The following is an 18,401-nucleotide window of genomic DNA, read 5'->3' on the forward strand; positions in this document are numbered from 1 at the left end:
CGCTTTCGTCGGGCGACGGGAGGGCCGGCTTCGATGCCGGCCCTCCCCCTGCACTGTCGGGTTGAGTCGTCGCGAACGCTTACTGCATCGCGAACTCGACGGTGGACTGTGCTTCAGCCAGCGCCTCGTCCCGGTCGGCACCGTTCAAGATGGTGGTGATGGCCGCGCTGACGGCGTCACGACCTTCATAGAAGTAGGCACCGGTGTTGATGCTCGGCACCTGCGTGCCGTACTCCACCACGAGCTGGAAGACGGGCTGGCCGTCGAAGTACTCGAGCGGCTCGGCATAGGCCTCGGACTCACCGGCGGGCTGCCAGTTCGCGACCGCACCCGAGGAGGCGAGGATGGAGTCGTAGAACTCGGTCGATCCGGCGAAGGTGGCTCCCAGGAAGTCCGCCGCGAGCTCGGAGTTCGCATTGGCGCTGATCGCCCACGAGGAGCCGCCGTTGGCGGAGTACTGCGTCGCACCGGGCATCCCCTCCATCCGGGGCAGGTTGGTGACCTGCCAGAGACCGGCCTGGTCCTCAGCGGTCTGGATCGATCCGATGATCCAGATGCCCTGCATCGTCGCGACAACGTTGGAGTTCACGAAGCTGCCGACGTACTCGTCCCACGAGTTGACCTCGAGGAGGATCCCGGACTCCACGAGCCGGGTGTAGATGTCCACGGCAGCGCTCACCGCTTCGTTGTCGACGATGGTCGGGTTGCCCTCGGCGTCGAACAGGCTCGCGCCCGTACTCTGCAGCATGATCGTCAGCAGGTCGGCAGAACCGGCCGTGCCGGACAGCATCGGCTTACCGGTCTGCTCGAGGATGTCCTCACCGTTGGCGATGAACTCATCCCACGTGATGTCGGTGAAGTCCTCGACGGTGTAGCCCGCCTCCTCCAGCACATCCGTGCGCAGCGCGGTGACGGCCGTTCCGTTGTCGAAGGGGACCCCGTAGTTGACCCCTTCGTGCGTCGAGTACGCCAGGACCGCTTCCGGGAACTCGCTGAAGTCGACCGCATCGCCGGGCATCTCGCTGAAGATCTCCGGGTAGTTGATCACGTTCTTCTGGAACGCGTTGTTCTGCATGAGGAAGATGTCCGGCAGCTCGTCCAGCTCACCGGATTGCGCCAGCGTCGTCAGCTTCGTCTGCAGGTCCTCCCACGGTGTCTCGATGATCTCGAGCTCGAAGTCGGGGTTGTCCTCCTGGTAGACCCGCTCGGCCTCCTCCATGGCGTAGACGTTGAAGGCGGGGTCCCACGCCCACACCGTCAGAGTGTTCTCGTCGCCACCGGCGCCGTCGCCGCCCGCCGACTCGTCCCCCCCGCCACACGCAGTCAGTGCCAGCGTCACCGCGGCCACCCCTGCGACGGTTGCAAATGTTGTCTTTCTGCGCATCGATACACGTCCTTCGTTGGCCGTATCGCACCGAGGGTCGCCTCGGCGCCTCTCCCGGAAGGCGGTTGCCCCCACGTCTGGTCCACCACTGCCGGCGCTGACGTCGGTGCCAGGCCTGCCCGTGAGCCGACACGATCGGCGGACGCTGCTACGAGCCCGTCGATGCCGTGCTGATCATGCTCACGTCCGGCGCCACGTCGGCGACGCACCGGATGTGTCGGCGATGGGGATCGCTCGTCGTCGGACGGGGTAGCCTCAACGCCACGTACATGTTGACGTCAACATAGCAGGGTGCCGGGAGCCGCCGTCAACGGTGCGGCATCACGCTCCGGTAACGATTCAAACCGGGTAGCCTCATCCCGCGCGCAGACGCGCTCCCCTCGCCCAGGAGGCACGATGACGACCACCAGGAGTGCCGGCCGTGCTCGCAACGGGCCGTCCATCGACGATGTCGCCCGGTTGGCGGGTTTCTCCGCTCAGACGGTGTCACGGGTCGCGCACAACTCGGCGCGAGTGCGACCCGCCACCCGTGAACGGGTGCTGGCGGCGATGCAGGAGCTCGGCTACGCACCCAACGAGGCCGCCCGCGCGCTACGCAGTGGAGCGTTCCGCTCCATCGGCCTGATCGCGCGGGACTTCGCTCGCACCGGCGAAGCGTTGACCACGCAATCGATCGTGGAGGCCGCCGAGGAAGAGGACTATTCGGTCACCCTGCTGGCCGTCCGGCCAGGCGAGGCCGAGGGCTGGCAGCGCGCCGTGCACCGCCTGTCCCGCCAGGCGGTCGACGGCCTGATCATCATCTGCGCGGAGGAGACCACCCCGGAGGCGTTCCGGCTGCCCGACGGCCTACCCGTCTCGGTCTCCGACTCGCGATTCATCGGCCACTACCCGGACGTCGGGGTCGACGAGGCCGGTGGTGCGCGGGACGCCGTCGAGCATCTTCTGGGACTCGGGCATCGGACGGTGCACCACATTGCCGGCCCGCCGGGATCGGTGCCCGCGAGCACCCGCCTGCACGCGTGGCGGGCCACGCTGCTCAGCCATGGCCTCACGCCGCCACCGGCGCCGCAGGGCGACTGGACCGCCGCCTCGGGATACCACGCCGGCCGGGGCCTGCTGGAGGACGAGAGTGTCACCGCGGTGTTCGCAGCCAACGACGAGATGGCGATGGGGCTGCTCGGCGCCGCCAGGGAGGCGGGCCGGCAGGTGCCCGACGACTTGTCCGTGGTGGGATTCGACGCGATCTCGCTGAGCGCGTACAGCATGCCGCCGTTGACGACCGTGCACCAGGACTTCCACCGCTCCGGGCAGGAGCTCGTCAGCCTCGTGCTGAGGCAGTTGCGTGAGCCGGGCAGCGTGCCACTCGATACTCGGGTCAGCCTTCCGGCGACGTTGCTGATCCGCGGGACGACAGGCCCGCCGCCCCGGTGAGGTGGCGTGGTCGGCTCACCTGCAGCCGAGCGGCGTGCGGGTGACTCAGATCTATCGGGTGGCCGACCCGGAAGGACCAGGAGCGTGCGCAGCAGCGGGCGATGCCGGCAGTCCGGCGCCGTCGAGCTGGTCCTCCAGGCTGAAGATCTCCGGCAACAGCTCGAACCCTTCGTCGGGGTTGCCCGGGTCGACGAAGAACCTCTCCATGCCCGCTTGCCACCGCGTGTTGACGGCGGTACGAGCCATCGCGGCCTGCGCGGCCTCGTAGTCGTCGGCCTCGAAGTGGCCCACCAGCAGACCGTCCGGGGCCAGATAGAGCTGGTAGTTGCGCCAGCCCGAGTCCCGCAGGGCCTCCAGCATCTCCGGCCAGACGGCGGCGTGCGCCTCGGCGTACTCGTCCAGCCGGTCGGGCCGGACCCGGTTGATGAAGCAGTAGCGGGGCATGGCGGTCCTAAAGCGTCGTGGCGGTCAGGTCGACACCGAGGGCGAGCTCGTCCACCGGGACGGCGCGGGCCTCGGCGAGTGAGACGTTACCGGCGATGCCGGTAGTCACCGCCCGCACCCCGTCGAGCACACCGGAGGCCCGGCCGAGCGGGTCGTCCTGCGTGCCCGGCTCGAAGATGTCCCGCAGCAGGATCGCATCCCCGCCGCCGTGGCCGCCGATGCCCTCGGGAATCGGCACCTCGCGCGCGGCCTCCCAATGGCGCTGGACGACGAGCCGCTCCCCCTTCGGCCGGACCTGGTCATCCTCGACCCCGTCCGGGGCGGCGGAGGGATCGACCACCGAGGCCTTGGCGACGAACCCGCGCTCGATCACCTCGAGCTCGGCCCGCCCCTCGGACCCGTTGACAGTCACCCGGTAGCCCTCCCAGGGGGCGTGCGCGTTGAGGGAGTAGGTCAGGAACGCCCCCGAGGTGTAATCCACGGTCAGTCCGAGGTTGTCCTCGATCGTGATGCCCGGGGCGAAGACGTCCTGGTCACGGACGTAGCCGTCGTGGACCTCGGCGTCGAGATACATCGCCTTCAGCTTCGGGTCCGCCGCGAGGTCGATCGACCACGGGTCGCCGGCGGCCGCGTCACGCCCCTTGGCCGGTCGCCGGCCCGCGGCGGCTGCACCTGCGCCGTCGGGCCCGTAGAACTTCAGGCCACCGGTGGCGTACACCCGTACGGGGGCTGCCCCGACCCACCAGTTCACGAGGTCGAAGTGATGGCTGGACTTGTGCACGAGCAGGCCGCCGGAGTTGGCCTTGTCGCGGTGCCAGCGGCGGAAATAGTCCGCTCCGTGCACCGTGTCGAGGGCCCACTCGAAGTGCACCGAGAGCACCCGGCCGATCTCGCCGTCGGCGATGATGCGGCGCAGCTCGGAGTTACGCGGGGCGTACCGGTAGTTGAACGTCATGACCAGGTCACGTCCGGTCTCCCGCATCGCCTGGGTGATGGTGCGCACCCCCTCAGCCGTCGTCGTCAACGGCTTCTCCACGACGACGTCCGCGCCGGCGCGCATGGCGCGCGAGACCAGGTCGGCGTGGGCATGATCGGGGCTGGTGACCACGACCCGGTCGACCTGCTGCTCGGCGATCATCCGCTCCAGGTCCGCCGGCTCATAGCGCGGGACATCCAGCGCGAGACCGGTGGCGTAGTGATCCGCGCGGGCCGGATTCGGCTCGCACAAGGCCACCACCTCACCCGCGTGGGCGTAGTCCTGGGTGAGGGCGTTGAGGTACATCCCGGCCCGGGAGCCGGTACCGGCGACGGCGTAGCGGCGGCGGTTGGTCATCGTGGACTTCTCCAGTGGTCGTCGATCGCGGGCGGCAGCGCGCCGCAGAGTTCAGGATAGCCGAGGAACCGGTTTCTCAGCAGGCCGGTGACCGAGGGGACACGAATACGTGGTCCGCGGCACCGGGCTGCCGCAGAACCACGCAGCGGTGTCGGTCCGGTCAGAAGTCCGGGCGGGCGCGGCGCGAGGCCACACCGACGATGGCGAAGGTGAGCAGCCCCGGGGCCAGGATCACCAGGAGCGCGTACATCCACGTGATGGTGACGCACAGCCCGACGGCGGTGAGCACCAGCACCGAGCCGACCGGGTCGGCCAGCGCGAGCCGGGCCCCTGCGGGCACGGCCGCCCGCCAGCTGCCCGGTTGCAGGCCGCGAAGCTCGATCGCGCGCACCAGCACCAGCACCAGCGTCGCCAGCCCGGCGATCGAGACGATGCGGATGACCTCGGCGCCGGGCAGGGCGGTGAACCGGGCGATGTCGAGATTGAGCACCAGGGCCGAGGCCAGGAGCAGCGCACCGGCGGCGAGGAGCCAGGAACCTCGCACCTGACGCGCGAAGTCGGCCAGCAGCTCTCGCACGGTGTCCGAGCGTCCCTCGAGGTGGCGGCGCAGATGCGTGACCCCTGCAGCCAGGGCGGCCGGCACGGTCAGCACGGGCAGGCACAGCACCAGGACCACCACGGCGGTCGACATCACCTCCGCGAACAGCGGCAACGCCGGCGGTCGCGGCGCCGACTCGTCCCAGCCGCTGCCCGTCCTCGACCGCGCGGGCGCGCTCACCCCTTCAGACCCTGGGTCGCCACGCCGTCGATGAGGTAGCGCTGGAACACGAAGAAGAAGATCATCACCGGGATCAGCGCCAGCACGGCCATCGCCACCTGGGCGCCGTAGTCGGAGGTGGTGGTCTGGTCCACGAACAACCGCAGCGCAACCGGCAGCGTGTACAGGTCCGGTCGCTTCAGGTAGAGCAGCGGCCCGAGGAAGTCGTTCCAGGAGGCGATGAAGGTGAAGATCGCCGCGGTGATCATCGCCGGCCGCAGCAGCGGAAGGATGATCGAACCGAACACCCGCACGTGGCCGGCGCCGTCGATCCTCGCCGCCTCGTCCAGCTCGCGCGGGATGCCCCGCAGGAACTGGATCATCAAGAACACGAAGAAGGCCTCGGTGGCCAGGAACTTCGGGATCAGCAGCGCGCCGAAGTTGTTGATCAGCCCCAGGTTCTGGAACAGGATGTACTGCGGGATGATCGTGACGTGGAACGGCAGCAGCATGGTGGCCACCATCAGCGCGAACCACACCTTCTTGCCGCGGTACTGGATGCGGGCGAAGGCATAGGCCGCCACCGCGGAGGAGGCCACCACGCCCACCACCGAGAAGACCGCGATGACCAGCGAGTTCACGAAGAACGTCCAGAAGGAGATCCCCGCGATCCCCGACAGTGCCGTGGCGAAGTTGTCCAGTGACCCGTTCTCCGGGATGAGGGTCACGTTGCCGATGATCTCGCTCGAGGGCTTGAGCGAACTCATGAACATCCAGGCCGCGGGGTAGAGCACGATCGCACTGACGGCGAGCATGCCGAGGTGGTAGACCACGCTACCGAGCCGGCTGCGCCGCTTGGCGTCCTTGCGTAGCCGGTGGCTGTCGTCACGGGAGGGCATCACCGTCTGCAGCGGCGCTCCGTCTGCCGCCGAGCCGCCCGGGAGCTGGGTGGTGGTCATCGCGAGTCTCCCTGGTAGTGCACCCACGCCTTGGAACTGCGGAACAGCAGGATCGTGATGAGCCCGACGGCGATCACGAGCAACCAGGCCATGGCCGAGGCGTAGCCCATCCGGAAGTCACCGAAGCCGCGGATGTAGAGATAGAGGGTGTAGAAGAGGGTGGATCCGGCCGGACCGCCGGTGCCGCCGGAGATGATGAACGCCGAGGCGAACACCTGGAACGAGCCGATGGTCTCCATCAGCAGGTTGAAGAAGATCACCGGGCTCAGCATCGGCAGCGTGATGTTGCGGAACTTGCGGATGCGGCCGGCGCCGTCCACCTCCGCTGCCTCGTACAGCTCGGTGGGGACCTGCTTGAGCCCTGCCAGGAAGATCACCATCGGACCGCCGAAGGCCCAGACGGCGAGCAGGATGAACATCGGCATCGTCATGTTCTGGTTGCCGACCCAGCCGCCGAGCTCGATGCCGAAGATCTGCAGGCTCCGGTCGACCACGCCGTCGTCGATGAACATGGCCTTCCACACGATCGCGATCGAGACCGATGCGGCGACGAGCGAGGGCGCATAGAACGCGGAACGGTAGAAGCCCAGACCCCGCCGGCGGGCGTTGAGAAGCATCGCCACCGCGAGCGCGGCTGCCAGCTTGATCGGGGTGCCGAGCAGCACGTAGAGCGTGGTGACCTTGATCGACTGGATGAACTGGGGGTCGGCAAACAGCCGCTGGTAGTTCTCCAGGCCGGTGAACTCGGGCGCCCCGAACAGGTCGTAGTCGGTGAACGACAGGTACAGCGACGCGATCATCGGCCCGAACGTCAGCGCGAAGAAGCCGGCCAGCCACGGCGCCATGAAGGCGTAGCCGGCCAGGGACTCGCGAAGGCGGGCCCGCCGGAGCGAGGGACGCTCTTCCACGGCGGCAGCGGAGGTGGTCGTGGTGGTGCTCACATCAATCCTCTCGGGTGCGGGTCGCCCCGCCCGGGGGCGGGGCGACCTCGAGCCGGGTCACATCAGCGGGCGCGGCTCAGCCCAGGGAGATCTCTGCCTCGGAGAACCACTGCGAAGCGAACTCCTCGACCGTGATGTTGCCGTAGCCGAGCTCCTCGGCGAGCCGCAGCCACTCCGCCTCGATCGAGCCGAAGCCCTGGGGCAGCACCGGGGTCGACTCGGTGATCTCGTCGGCCCACTCCTCCTCGTACCCGATCACCTGTGCATCGACGCCTTCGACGTCGAGCTGCGAGCGTGCGGTCTCGGTGGCGGGCACCCCGCGGGAGGTACCGAAGATCGCGCCCACCTCGGCGTCATTGGTGATGAAGTCGATGAAGGCGGCAGCCGCCTCCGGGTTCTCGGTGTTCGCGCCCGCCGAGAGCAGCATGGAGGGCTTGAAGAACTGGTTCCGATCGCCACTGGAGCCCACCGGCAGCGGCAGCATCTCGATGGTCTCGGCGCCCGAGTCGGCGAGGTAGCCGGCGAGGAAGTTGTCCCAGGAGAACTCGGTGGCAGCCTCGTTCGCGGTGAACCCGCCGAGCGGCTCGAGCTGGGTGGCGCGTTCGGCCGGGAGCATCTGATCGGCCTCGCGCAACGGCTGCACGAGGTTCAGCCAGTCGATGACATCCTGCTCACTGAAGGCGATCTCCCCGTCCTCGGTGAAGACCTCCTGGCCCTCCTGCACCAGGTGCTGCACGAACAGCCACAGCACGCCGGTGAAGTCACCGGTCCCGTAGAGCGTGGGATCCTCGCTCGCGCCGGCATCGGCGGCCTCAGCAGCCCAGTCCACGTACTCCTGCCAGGTCTGGTCCGCGCTCGGCGGCTCCATGCCCAGGGACTCCACGATCGCCGGGTTATAGAAGAGCGCGAGCGTGTTCGTGCTCTGCGGGATACCGAACTGCTCGCCACCGATCTGGCCCGAGGCGAGCAGCGAGTCCGGCATCTCGCTCATGTCGAGCTCGCCACCGACGTAGGGGGTCAGGTCGAGCAACTGACCACGCGAGCCGAACTCGCTGATGTAGCTCAGGTCCATCTGCAGCACGTCCGGCAACGACTGACCGGCCGCCTCGGTGGCCCGGGCGGTCCAGTAGTCCTCCCACGCCTGGAAGGCAGGCTGGACGGTGATGTTCGGGTACTCCTCCTCGAAGAGGTCGATCGCCTGCTCGTAGCGCTCGGCGCGGTCGTCGTTGCCCCACCAGGTGACCGTGAGGCTGATCTGCTCGTCCGGGTCGACGGTGCCACCGCTACCGGGCTCTCCGCCGTCGTCCGCTCCGCCGGAGCACGCCGCAAGGACGAGCGATCCTGCAGCTGCGACGGCGGCCACGGACGACAGTCGCTTCGTCTTGCTGAGTCTTGCTGAGTTCATCGAGGAGCCTCTCTGCTCGATCTTTGGGGGCCGCGGCTGTTCCGCCTATGGAAGACGACCCCGTCGTGAATCGTTACAAACGATCGCACACCAACTCGAGCTCTGCAAGCCTCTGGAAAGCGCCGTCCAGCTGTTCTCATCACGATTCGGTCACGTACGGAGGCGTTCGAATCGTTGTACTACCTGCAGACGCCGCCGGCGTGCACAGCACAGCGCCGGCCGAGGTGTGTCCACCTCGGCCGGCGCCGTCGTTGCAGGAGAGCCTCAGGGCATCGGCATCTGGGCGACGATCTCGCCTGTCGGTTCATCCGATCCTCCGACCGGCTCCACGGTGATCGCCATCGCGTCCGTGCTCAGAGCGGAGGCGTCCATCATCATCGTCGCCCCGCCGTCGTGCGCCGTGAAGACACCGGCACTAGAGGGCTCCCCGCCGACCAGCGTCCAGGCCTGGAACTGGTGGCCGGCATCGACGGCCGGGAGATCACGGAAGGAGACCGCGGCGGCGCCGTGGGAGCGGGAGATGAACAGGGCCACCCGCGGATCGCCGGATCCGCCGGCCGTCACCACCTCCAGGTCCCCGGAGTGCAGGATCTGCAGCAGCTCGGCGTCGGTGGTGGTCTCGATCGGCGCGACCTGGCGGGGCGGGGCGGTCTGCGGCCGGACTCCCCAGCCGAGGGCGACCACGGCCACCAGACAGGCCGCCGCCGCAACCAGGCGCCAGCGCCGGGCCGATTCGCGCCGGGCACGACGGCGACGGGCCGCCGCCTGCAGGTCGTCGGGCTCGGCGGCAGGCTCGGGCGTGGGCTCCGGCGCCACCGGGGGGAGGGGGCGGATCCGCTCGATACCCGCGAGCACCTGCTCGCGCAGCTCGGGGGGAGGCTCGACGGCACTGACGGGGGTGAGGTACTCGGCCGCCTCGCGCAGGGAGTCGACCTCGTCACGGCACACTGCGCAGTCGGCGAGGTGCTCCTCGAAGGCGGCGCGCTCGTCCTCGTCCACCGCATCGAGCACGTAGGCGCCGGTCAGCGCGTGGATGGATGCGTCGTCCGTCATCGTTCCTCCCCTCCGAAAAAGTCTCGTAGTCGTATCAGCCCGTCCCGTAGCCGGGTCTTCGCGGTCCCGAGCGGGATGTTGAGGATGCCCGCCACCTCGACGTGGGTGTACCCGCCGAAGTAGGCGAACTCGATCGCTTCACGTTGAGTCGCGGTCAGGGTGCGCAGGGCCCGCCGCACCCGGTCCGCCTCGAACCGGTCCACGACCACCTCGGAGACGTCGACGCTCTGCCTGGCCTCCCGTGCCTCGTAGAGCACGTGCCGGTTCTGTGCCGCCTGTGCGGAGCGGACCCGGTCGACCGCCCGGCGGTGGGCGATCGTGGTCATCCACCCCTGCACCGACCCCTTGCCCGGCTCATAACGCGCGGCCTGCTCCCAGTACTGGAGGTAGCAGTCCTGGGTGACCTCGGCGGCCTGCGAGGGATCCCTCACCACTCGCAGCACCACCCCGTACACCCGTGAGGACGTCGCGTCGTACAGCTCGGCGAAAGCCTGCGAGTCCCCCCGCGAGCTGCGGTGGAGCAACTCGGCGAGGTGATCGCCACCGGCCGAACCGGCGGTGCCGGAGGAGCTGGACTCCTCCGGCACCGGGTTGTTCGCTCTGATCATGTCGGTTCTATCCGAACGTCAGCGCCGGACTCACTCCGACGGCATCAGGACGCCGTCGATGATGTAGACGGTCGCGTTGGCGGTCTGCACGTTACCGCAGACGACCGAGGCGCCATCGGCACCGACGGTGAACTCCTCACCGGAGCCCTCGACGGTCAGCTCGGCCCCGTTGAGGGTCTCGAACGTACCGGCCAGGTCCTCAGGGGTGAGGGTCTCGGGCACCACGTGGTAGGTCAGGACCTCGGTCAGCAGGCCGCTCGGGTCGTCCTGGACGGCCTGGACGGTCTCCTCCGGCAGCGCCTCGAACGCGGCGTTGGCCGGGGCGAAGACGGTGATGCCCTCGGCGCTGTTCAGGGTGTCGCCCAGCTCGGCGAGGCCGACCAGCTCGACCAGCGTGGACAGCTCGGGGTTGTTGCTGGCGGCCGTGGCCACCGGGTCCTGGGCCATACCGTCGAAGCTGCCGGGGCCGTCCTCGGGGATGTCGGCACAGGCCGGTCCGAACTGAGCGCCCATCGCGCCCATGTCCTCGGACATCTCGTCATCGGTGGGCTCTTCGGCCATCTCGTCCTCGGTCATCTCTTCCGAGGTGGTGGGCTCGTCAGCGGCGGGAGCGTCGGCCGTCTCGTCGGCCTCGCCTCCCGAGCAGGCGGCCAGGGTGAGCGCGGCGGCCAGGGTGAGGGCCGGTGCATAGGTGCGGATCTTCACGGTCATACTCCTTGTGTCGGTCGACTGGAGGATCCAGCCGTCAGCGGTTGATCTGACATCTGGTATTCGGTGCGGGCGCCCGGGCGGATTGGTCGATCCACCCGAGCGCGCATTCGATTTCGGCGGCTACTCGACCATGAACGCGATCGAGTGCCATCCGCGGGCGCCGTCGGGAATGGGATCGGTGCGCTCGGCCACCTGGGTGGCTCCCGTCCCGTCCGTGGCACGCACCTGCACGTCGTGACGACCGGACCCGGTGCTGTCCCAGTCGAAGCGCCAGTGCCGCCACAGATCCACACCGGCGTCCGCGGCGAGCTCGGCCTGTTGCCACTGCCCGTCGTCGATGCGTACCTCGACGGCCTCGATGCCGCGCTGCTGCGCCCAGGCGACGCCGGCCATCGTCACGGTGCCGGCGGAGACCCGCTCGAGCGGGCCCGGCACGTCGATCCGGGTCTGGGTGAGCACCGGAGCGTCGGTGGCCCAGTCGCGTTCGGTCCAGTAGGCGACGTCACGCTCGTAGGTGGACAGGTCCATGCGGGTGATCCACTTGGCCGCCGAGACGAAGCCGAACAGGCCGGGCACGATCAGCCGGGCGGGGAACCCACGCTCGACCGGGAGCTGCTCGCCGTTGAGGCCGACGACGAGCATCGCGTCGCGGCCGTCCGTGGCCTCCTCGAGCGGGATGCTCATCGTCAGGCCGTCCGCGCTCTCGGTGAAGATCTGGTTGGCCTCGGGCTGCACGCCGACCCGGTCGAAGAGGTCCAGCAGCGGCACACCGAGCCACCGCCCGGTGCTGACGTAGGGCCCGCCGACAGGATTGGACACGCACGTCAGGGTGATCCAGCGCTCGACCAGGGGCATGTCCAGGATGTCCTGGTAGCTCAGCGTGAGGGGCTCATCGACGAGCCCCCCGATCGGCAACGACCAGGTGCCGACGTCGATCCGGGGGGTGCTCAGGGCGATGTCGACGCGGTAGAAGTCAGGGGAGGCCGTGCGGAACGGAGTGATGCCGGGGACGTCCAGCTCCACGCCGTCAGGTAGGGGTTGCGCCGGATCGCTCGGCTCCGGGAGCGCGCGATCACGACCGATCGCGTCGTCACCGCGCAGGCCCGAGAGCAGGACACCGCCACCGACGCCGGCCGCGGCCAGCGCCGCCGGGCCACCGATCAGCACTCCGCGCCGCGTCGGCACGAACCGGCCGGCACGCACGCGAGGACTGTCCAGCGGGGACACCGGTGCAGCGGTCTGAGCGATCTGATCGGGCTGAGTGGGCTGAGTGGGCTGATCTGACTGAGCGCTCGGCGCGCCAAGCACCCCTGCGCGCACCCACAGCATCCCGGCCACCGCGACCAGACCGGTCGCCACCGCCGGTAGCACCGCGAACAACTCCGGCGTGCGGCTCAGCGCTGCCGCGGCCGCGATCGCTGCCAGCGCCACCAGGCCTGCCACAGCGACCCACCGACGGTGGTAGGCCAGCGTGCCCAGAACCGCCGTGATCAGCACCAGCACCACCGCCATCCCCGCCAGCAGCACCGGCTTGTCGGCGTTGCCGAAGGTCTGGACGGCGAACTCCTTGACCGGCGTCGGTGCGGCGTCGATGGCGACGCTCCCTACCGCCAGCAGCGGCGAGGCCGCCGGGGTGGTCAGGGCAGCGACAGTGTGGCCCACTCCCAGCCCTGCCGCGGCTGCTACGACGCCGGTGAGCGCGCGCAACCAGGCAGGTGGGGTGGGCCGGGCGGATCGTCGACCGCGGGTGCGTTCCATGGGAACGGTTCGTAGCGGCGCCCCGGGCGGATGGGTGCGGGGGCTGTTATGTTGCCAGCGGAAGGGGGAGGGGCCATGACCGAGGATGCTGCGATCACCGGCGAGCTGGAACGCCTGCGCGAACAGGTCACGAGGCTGGAGACCATGGCGCTGCGCGCCTGGTGTGCTGTCACGGCGTCGCTGGTGTGCGCCGGTGTGCTCCTTCCGCTCGGCACCGAGGTCCGTGCCGTTGGTGACTCCGGCGAGGAGGAGACCCGGTACCTGGTCCTGACCACCGGGTTCATCTTCCTGGAGGCCGCACGCACCGGGGAGGGCGGCGACGTGGCGCTGGCAGCGCTGATGGCGGTCGGCTTCCTCGGCCTGCTGCTCGTGGCCCTCGGCTGCCTCGCCGGCCTTGTCCTCATGGCACAGCGCTCAGCCTCCCAGCGCGCGGCCACCACATTCCGGGTGTTGATGTGGCTCGGACTGATCGGAGCGGGCGTGACCGTGATCTTCAGCGGGCTGTTCGTGTCCGCCGAGACGGCGGCCGGCGCCGGCCCGGGCGGGCTGGTCCTGCTGGCCGGGATGGTCGCGTTCGCTCTCCTGCTCCGGCCCGGCGCACGGGCGCTCTGGCAGCACGGCCGGTGACCGGCCGGCACCGGGCACACACGGCTCAGAGCCCGATCTCGCGGCTCCCGACGGCGGCCCACGCCTCGCGTTCGCGGGGGTCCGGTGCGTAACGCCGTAGTTCCAAGCCGCGGGCGCCGACCTCGCGCAGGGCGCTCAGGTCGCCGGTGAGGACCCCGGCCGCCCGTGCCTGCACCAGCACGTTCCCCAGCGCCGTCCCCTCCTCGGGGCCGGCGACGACCGGGAGACCGGTGGCGTCGGCGGTGGCCTGGCACAGCAGCGTGTTCTGCGACCCACCGCCGACCACGTGGATGACGTCGATGTCCTTGCCGCAGAGACGCCGGGCGTCGTCGATCGCCCGGCGGTAGGCCACCGCGAGGGAGTCGATGACGCAGCGCGCCACCTGGGCGGGCGTCTGTGGCACCGGCTGCCCGGCGGACTCCGCGTGGGCGGCGAGCCGCGCCGGCATGTCCCCCGGTGGCAGGAAGTCGGGGTGGTCGACGTCGACGATCGTCCGGCGCGGCTCCTCCTCGGCGGCTGCCTGCAGCAGCGGCCCGATCGGCACACCCTGACCGCGCTCGTCCCAGAGGCGCTGCGACTCCGAGAGCACCCACAGGCCCATCACGTTGCGCAGGTACCGGACGGTGGCGTCCACCCCGCGCTCATTGGTGAAGTTTCCCTGCCGGCTGGCCTCGGTGAGGACGGGCTCGTCGAGCTCGACCCCCACCAGGGACCAGGTCCCGGAGGAGATGTAGGCGAAATCGGTGCCGGCCGCGGGTACCGATGCCACCGCGGAGGCGGTGTCGTGCGAACCGACGGCGTACACCGGCACCGGCCCCAGGCCGGTGCGGCGCTGGATGTCCTCGCTCAGTACGGCGATCCGGTGGCCCGGCTGGACCACCGGCGGGAACAGCCCGGCCGGGATACCGAGCCGGCCCATCAGGTCCGCCGACCACTGGCCGGTGCGCTGATCCAGCAGCGCGGTGCTGGAGGCGTTCGTGTACTCGCTCACCCGGGCGCCGGTGAGCCAGTAGGCGAGCAGATCCGGCAGCAGCAGCGCCTGGTCGGCACGAGCCCACAGCAGGCCCCGCTGTTCGGCGGCCAGCTGGTAGATCGTGTTGAAGGGCAGATGCTGCATCCCGGAGACGGCGTAGAGATCCGCCGGCGGGACGCTCGCGTGAACCTCGTCGATCACCGCCTCGGTGCGCGCGTCGCGATAGGCGACCGGCTCGGCGAGCAGGCGACCCTCCGCGTCCAGCAGGCCGTAGTCGACCGCCCAGGTGTCGATGCCGATGCCGGTGAGTGGCCCGGCCTCGCCGGCCGCCCGAACCCCCTCCAGGATGTGGGCGAACAGGGCGCTGAGATCCCAGCGCAAGGTTCCGCCGTCGTCGGGCGCGGCAGCGTTGGGGAACCTGGCCACCTCCCGCAACCGGACGCCGTCGGCGCCCACCTCCGCGCGGATCACCCGCCCGGAGGTGGCGCCCAGATCGACCGCCGCGAAGGCTGCTGGGACGGACATCAGCGCAGGAACGCGGCCGCCACCCCGGAGTCGACCGGGATGTGCAGACCGGTGGTCTGGCTGAGGTCGCCGCCGGTGAGGGCGAGGACCGCGGCGGCCACGTGCTCGGGCAGCACTTCACGCTTGAGCAGGGTGCGCTGGGCGTAGTACTGGCCCAGCTCCTCCTCCTTGACGCCGTACACCGCGGCCCGCTTGGCGCCCCAGCCGCCGGCGAAGATGCCGGAGCCGCGGACCACGCCGTCGGGGTTGATGCCGTTGACCCGCACGCCGTGCTCGCCCAGCTCGGCCGCGAGCAGCCGCACCTGGTGGGCCTGATCGGCCTTGGTGGCCGAGTAGGCGATGTTGTTCGGGCCGGCGAACAGGGAGTTCTTGGAAGCGATGTAGACGATGTCGCCGCCGAGCTTCTGGGCGATCAGCGCCCGGGCTGCCTCGCGGGCCACCAGGAAGGAGCCGCGCGCCATCACATCGTGCTGGAGGTCCCAGTCCTTGGTGGTGGTCTCCAGCAGCGGCTTGGAGATCGACAGACCGGCGTTGTTGACCACCAGGTCCACACCACCGAAAGCCAGGGCCGCGGCGTCAATGAGCGCACCGACCTGGTTCTCGTCGGTCACGTCGCAGGCCACCGCGGCCGCCACGTCGGGGCCACCGAGCTCGTCCGCGACCTCCTGGGCGGCCTCGAGGTTGAGGTCGGCAATGACCACGCAGGCCCCCTCGGCGGCCAGGCGGGTGGCGATGGCCTTACCGATGCCGGAGGCGGCACCGGTGACCAGGGCCACGCGGGTGGCGAGGGCCTTCGGCTTCGGCATCCGCTGGAGCTTGGCCTCCTCCAGCGCCCAGTACTCGATGCGGAACTTCTCGGACTCCTCGATCGGGGCGTAGGTGGACAAGGACTCGGCCCCGCGCATCACGTTGATGGCGTTGACGTAGAACTCGCCGGCCACGCGCGCGGTCTGCTTGTTCTTGCCGAAGGAGAACATCCCGACGCCGGGCACGAGCACGATGGCCGGATCGGCCCCGCGCATGGCGGGCGAGTCAGCCGTGGCGTGCCGGTCGTAGTACGCGGCATAGTCGGCGCGGTAGGCCTCGTGCAGCTCCTCCAGCCGTGCCACCACGTCCGCGACGGGAGCGTCGGCCGGCAGGTCCACCACCAGCGGCTTGACCTTGGTACGCAGGAAGTGGTCCGGGCAAGAGGTGCCGAGCTCGGCCAGTGGGGCGAGCCTCTCGCTGGCGAGGAAGTCCAGGACCACGCCCGAGTCGGTGAAGTGGCCGATCTGCGGGGCGTCCGTGCTGGCGATTCCCCGGATGGTCGGGGCGAGGGCGGCCGCCTTGGCGCGGCGTTCGACCTCGGGCAGGGCCTCGTAGCCGGGGCGGACCGCGCCGAACGGGTCAGCCTTGCCGTTCGCTGCGATGTAGGCCTCGGCGGCCCGGATGATCTCCAGCGAGTGGGACTCGGCCTCCTCGGAGGTCTGGCCCCAGGCAGTGATGCCGTGGCCGCCGAGGATGCAGCCGATGGCCTGCGGGTTCGCCCTCTTGATCTCCGCGATGTCCAGGCCGAGCTGGAACCCGGGGCGGCGCCACGGCACCCACACCACCTTCTCGCCGAAAATGGTCGAGGTGAGGGCTTCGCCGTCGGCGGCGGTGGCGATCGCGATGCCGGAGTCGGGGTGCAGGTGGTCCACGTGCGGGGCGTCCACCAGACCGTGCATGGCGGTGTCGATACTCGGCGCAGCACCGCCCTTGCCGTGCAGGCAGTAGTCGAACGCCGCGACCATCTCGTCCTCGCGCTCGAGGCCCGGGTAGACGTCGACGAGGGAGCGCAGCCGGTCCAGGCGGAGCACCGCCAGGCCGGACTCCTTCAGCGTGCCGAGGTCACCGCCGGAGCCCTTCACCCAGCACAGCTCGATCTGTTCGCCGGTGACCGGGTCGGTCTCGGAGGCCTTGGCGGAGGTGTTGCCGCCGGCGTAGTTGGTGTTCCTCGGGTCGGCGCCGAGGCGGTTGGAACGCGTGATCAGGTCGGTCACTGCCTGGTTGGTCATGGCGTCAGCTCTCGTTCGGGGGCGTCGGGTCTGGTGGTGGGCGCTCAGGCGCCCCAGCCGGCCTGCTGCCCACCGACGCGCTCGGCGGCGATGGACTCCAGATAGCCGGAGGCGGCGAAGGCGGCGTAGGGGTCCTCGTCGAGGCCCTGGTCCGCACGCACCTGAGCCAGGAGCGGGCGCACGTCGGTGTTGTAGGCATCCATGAGGATCCCGTTCGCGCCGAGCACATCGCCGGCGGTCTGCGCCTCGCGCAGGGCCTGCCGGTCCACGAGCAGCGCCTTGGCGGTGGCCTCCTGCACGTTCATCACCGAGCGGATCTGGCCGGGGATCTTCGGCTCGATGTTGTGGCACTGGTCGAGCATGAAGTTCACGCCGGACTCGGCCTTCAGCGCGTCGTTGGCGACGATCTCGTTCATGATCCGGAAGAGCTGGAACGGGTCCGCAGCGCCCACGATCAGGTCGTCGTCGGCGTAGTTGCGGGAGTTGAAGTCGAACGCACCGAGCTTCCCGAGCCTGATGAGCTGGGCCACGATGAACTCGATGTTCGTGCCCGGTGCGTGGTGCCCGGTGTCCAGCACGACGGCGGCCTGGTCACCCAGGGCGAGGCAGTGCACCAGCGAGGTGCCCCAGTCGGGGATGTCCATCGTGTAGAAGTACGGCTCGAAGAACTTGTACTCGATCAGCAGCCGGTGGCTGGGGTCGAGGGCGGCGTAGATCTCCTGCAGCGACTCCGCGAGGCGGTCCTGGCGGCCACGGATGTCGTCCTGGCCGGCGTAGTTGGTGCCATCCGGCAGCCACAGCTTCAGATCGGTGGAGCCGGTCGCGTGCATCACCTCGATGCACTGCTTGTGGTGATCGATCGCCTTGCGGCGCACCGCCGGGTCGGCGTGGGTGAGCGAGCCCAGCTTGTAGACGTCCTCCTGGAAGAGGTTGGAGTTGATCGCCCCGATCGTCACGCCGAGCTCGCCGGCGTGGGCGGCGAGCGCCTCGTAGTCGTCGACGAGGTCCCACGGGATGTGCAGCGAGACGCGCGGGGCGGCGCCGGTGTACCGGTGCACCTGGGCGACGTCGGCGATCTTCTCGAACGGGTCACGCGGCACGCCGGGGGTGGAGAACACCTTGAAGCGGGTGCCGGAGTTGCCGAACGCCCACGACGGGAGCTCGATGGTCTGGGCGGCGAGGTCTGCGCGGATCTGCGCAGTGTCGGCCGGGAGGGTCATGGGGTGCACTCCAAGTTCGATGACGACGATGTCCGGGACGGCCTGAAACGATTCATAACTTCGGCCTAGGTTAGTGAGGTGGCAGCCAGGACGTCAAGGGGAGTCGCCGCCGCTCCGCCTCGGCCACGACACTGGCGCACGAGCGCGCTGAATCGTTACACTCGACGTTTCCGGGCACCGTTGCCGCACCACCGTGGGCGCCGAGCACCCGGTCCGACCCGGTGCGCAGACGAGGA

General features: G+C 69.7%; 16 protein-coding genes. 2 read left to right on the forward strand and 14 right to left on the reverse strand.

The genetic code is table 11. The annotated features are described in order from the left end of the window. Nucleotides 1-79 precede the first annotated feature (79 nt). Nucleotides 80-1,384 (reverse strand): ABC transporter substrate-binding protein, encoded by a 1,305-nt coding sequence (locus tag LQF12_RS13790; protein ID WP_231053483.1) that lies wholly within the window; start codon nucleotides 1,382-1,384, stop codon nucleotides 80-82. A gap of 396 nt (nucleotides 1,385-1,780) precedes the next feature. Here LQF12_RS13790 and LQF12_RS13795 point away from each other — a divergent pair, with 396 nt between their 5' ends. Beyond that, on the forward strand, nucleotides 1,781-2,815 hold the full coding sequence (locus LQF12_RS13795) for a LacI family DNA-binding transcriptional regulator (RefSeq protein WP_231053484.1): 1,035 nt from the start codon (nucleotides 1,781-1,783) through the stop codon (nucleotides 2,813-2,815). A gap of 51 nt (nucleotides 2,816-2,866) precedes the next feature. Here LQF12_RS13795 and LQF12_RS13800 read toward each other — a convergent pair whose 3' ends face one another. The 10 genes from LQF12_RS13800 to LQF12_RS13845 form a co-directional block, all read right to left on the reverse strand. Then, nucleotides 2,867-3,259: an L-rhamnose mutarotase gene (locus LQF12_RS13800; protein ID WP_231053485.1), complete on the reverse strand. Its 393-nt coding sequence runs from the start codon at nucleotides 3,257-3,259 to the stop codon at nucleotides 2,867-2,869. Between the two features lie 7 nt (nucleotides 3,260-3,266). Next, entirely contained in the window at nucleotides 3,267-4,592 is a 1,326-nt protein-coding gene (locus tag LQF12_RS13805; protein WP_231053486.1) for a Gfo/Idh/MocA family protein, read from the reverse strand. A 160-nt stretch (nucleotides 4,593-4,752) separates the two neighbouring features. Further along, the gene (locus LQF12_RS13810; RefSeq protein WP_231053487.1) at nucleotides 4,753-5,370 is read right to left on the reverse strand and encodes a hypothetical protein; all 618 of its coding nucleotides are present in this window, start codon (nucleotides 5,368-5,370) and stop codon (nucleotides 4,753-4,755) included. Beyond that, nucleotides 5,367-6,308: a carbohydrate ABC transporter permease gene (locus tag LQF12_RS13815; protein ID WP_435531193.1), complete on the reverse strand. Its 942-nt coding sequence runs from the start codon at nucleotides 6,306-6,308 to the stop codon at nucleotides 5,367-5,369. Before LQF12_RS13815 ends, LQF12_RS13810 begins: the two co-directional genes overlap by 4 nt. Beyond that, complete coding sequence (locus LQF12_RS13820; protein WP_231055614.1) at nucleotides 6,305-7,153, reverse strand: carbohydrate ABC transporter permease; 849 nt, start codon at nucleotides 7,151-7,153, stop codon at nucleotides 6,305-6,307. The genes LQF12_RS13815 and LQF12_RS13820 overlap by 4 nt, the downstream gene beginning before the upstream one ends. Before the next feature lie 172 nt (nucleotides 7,154-7,325). After that, on the reverse strand, nucleotides 7,326-8,654 hold the full coding sequence (locus tag LQF12_RS13825) for an ABC transporter substrate-binding protein (protein WP_231053488.1): 1,329 nt from the start codon (nucleotides 8,652-8,654) through the stop codon (nucleotides 7,326-7,328). 264 nt (nucleotides 8,655-8,918) lie between these two features. Continuing rightward, a complete protein-coding gene (locus LQF12_RS13830) occupies nucleotides 8,919-9,707 on the reverse strand; it encodes an anti-sigma factor (RefSeq protein WP_231053489.1) in 789 nt (262 codons plus the stop codon). After that, a complete protein-coding gene (gene sigK, locus LQF12_RS13835) occupies nucleotides 9,704-10,315 on the reverse strand; it encodes an ECF RNA polymerase sigma factor SigK (RefSeq protein ID WP_231053490.1) in 612 nt (203 codons plus the stop codon). The genes LQF12_RS13830 and sigK overlap by 4 nt, the downstream gene beginning before the upstream one ends. A gap of 30 nt (nucleotides 10,316-10,345) precedes the next feature. Beyond that, nucleotides 10,346-11,026, reverse strand: a complete 681-nt coding sequence (locus LQF12_RS13840; protein WP_231053491.1) for a fasciclin domain-containing protein — start codon at nucleotides 11,024-11,026, stop codon at nucleotides 10,346-10,348. A gap of 120 nt (nucleotides 11,027-11,146) precedes the next feature. After that, on the reverse strand, nucleotides 11,147-12,784 hold the full coding sequence (locus LQF12_RS13845; RefSeq protein WP_231053492.1) for a molybdopterin-dependent oxidoreductase: 1,638 nt from the start codon (nucleotides 12,782-12,784) through the stop codon (nucleotides 11,147-11,149). A 75-nt stretch (nucleotides 12,785-12,859) separates the two neighbouring features. Here LQF12_RS13845 and LQF12_RS13850 point away from each other — a divergent pair, with 75 nt between their 5' ends. Continuing rightward, nucleotides 12,860-13,411, forward strand: coding sequence for a hypothetical protein (locus tag LQF12_RS13850; protein ID WP_231053493.1), 552 nt, complete (start codon nucleotides 12,860-12,862; stop codon nucleotides 13,409-13,411). A gap of 25 nt (nucleotides 13,412-13,436) precedes the next feature. Here the strand turns inward: LQF12_RS13850 and LQF12_RS13855 are convergent, their stop codons facing one another. Genes LQF12_RS13855 through rhaI form a run of 3 tightly spaced genes read right to left on the reverse strand, consistent with a single transcriptional unit; the run spans nucleotide 13,437 to nucleotide 18,165 of the window. Next, nucleotides 13,437-14,909 (reverse strand): rhamnulokinase, encoded by a 1,473-nt coding sequence (locus LQF12_RS13855; RefSeq protein ID WP_231053494.1) that lies wholly within the window; start codon nucleotides 14,907-14,909, stop codon nucleotides 13,437-13,439. Next, nucleotides 14,909-16,945 carry a bifunctional aldolase/short-chain dehydrogenase gene (locus tag LQF12_RS13860; protein WP_231053495.1) on the reverse strand — a complete coding sequence of 679 codons (2,037 nt, stop codon included), beginning with the start codon at nucleotides 16,943-16,945 and terminating at the stop codon, nucleotides 14,909-14,911. Before LQF12_RS13860 ends, LQF12_RS13855 begins: the two co-directional genes overlap by 1 nt. A 44-nt stretch (nucleotides 16,946-16,989) precedes the next feature. Next, on the reverse strand, nucleotides 16,990-18,165 hold the full coding sequence (gene rhaI, locus LQF12_RS13865) for an L-rhamnose isomerase (protein ID WP_231053496.1): 1,176 nt from the start codon (nucleotides 18,163-18,165) through the stop codon (nucleotides 16,990-16,992). Nucleotides 18,166-18,401: the final 236 nt, after the last annotated feature.

The sequence above is a fragment of the Ruania suaedae genome, assembly GCF_021049265.1.
Classification (GTDB): Bacteria; Actinomycetota; Actinomycetes; order Actinomycetales; family Beutenbergiaceae; genus Ruania; species Ruania suaedae.